Annotated in this window: 1 pseudogene; it reads right to left on the minus strand. The window is 67.1% G+C overall.

What is annotated here, in order from left to right:
* A pseudogene (locus tag IEY89_RS40180) lies at positions 1-759 on the minus strand (type I polyketide synthase); the annotation flags it as partial.

Genomic DNA, 759 nt, shown 5'->3' on the forward strand with positions numbered 1-759 from the left:
CCAACGACAACACACCGGCAACATCAGCCACCCCACCGACCACACCACTCAACGCCTCGGCATACAGGGCGCGTTCCGCCTGCATTGCGGGGACATTGGCCTCCAGAACCTGTGCGCCCCAACCGGTCAGGGCAGCACGGGTTGCGGCCACCGCCGTGTCCTCTACATGACCGTCCGGGACCACCAGCAACCACGTACCGGACAGCGCGGCCGAGGAGGCGGACTCCGCAACCGGACGCCACACCACCCGGTACCGCCAGCCATCCACCCCCTGCGCAACCTCATCTGCCGGACGCCGTCCGGCACTCCCCAGCCAGTACCGCTCGCGTTGGAAGGCATACGTCGGAAGATCGACACGGCTCAGCGCCTGCGGAGCGAAGAACGCCCGCCAGTCGACGGTCGCGGCACCCCGGGCATGAACTAGGGCCAGCGCGGAGATGAGTTCGCGCTCCTCGGAGCGGTCGCGGCGCAGCGCGGGAGCGAAGGCGATCTCGTCGTCCTGGACACAGCCCTGTCCCATGCCGCTAAGTGCGGCGTCGGGACCAAGCTCGACAAAAGTTGTGACGCCCTGCGCTTCCAAGTGCCGTATCACGTCGGCGAATCGCACGGCTTCGCGCACATGCCGCACCCAATACGCGCCGGAGCCGAGCAGCTCATCCGTCGCCAGCTCTCCGGTGACATCAGAGACCACAGGGATGGTTGGGGGGTTGTAGGTGAGTGTGTCGGCGATCTGCTGGAACTCGGCCAGCATCGGCTCCA

Origin of the sequence: Streptomyces lacrimifluminis, assembly GCF_014646095.1 — a bacterium.
GTDB classification, from domain to species: domain Bacteria; phylum Actinomycetota; class Actinomycetes; order Streptomycetales; family Streptomycetaceae; genus Streptomyces; species Streptomyces lacrimifluminis.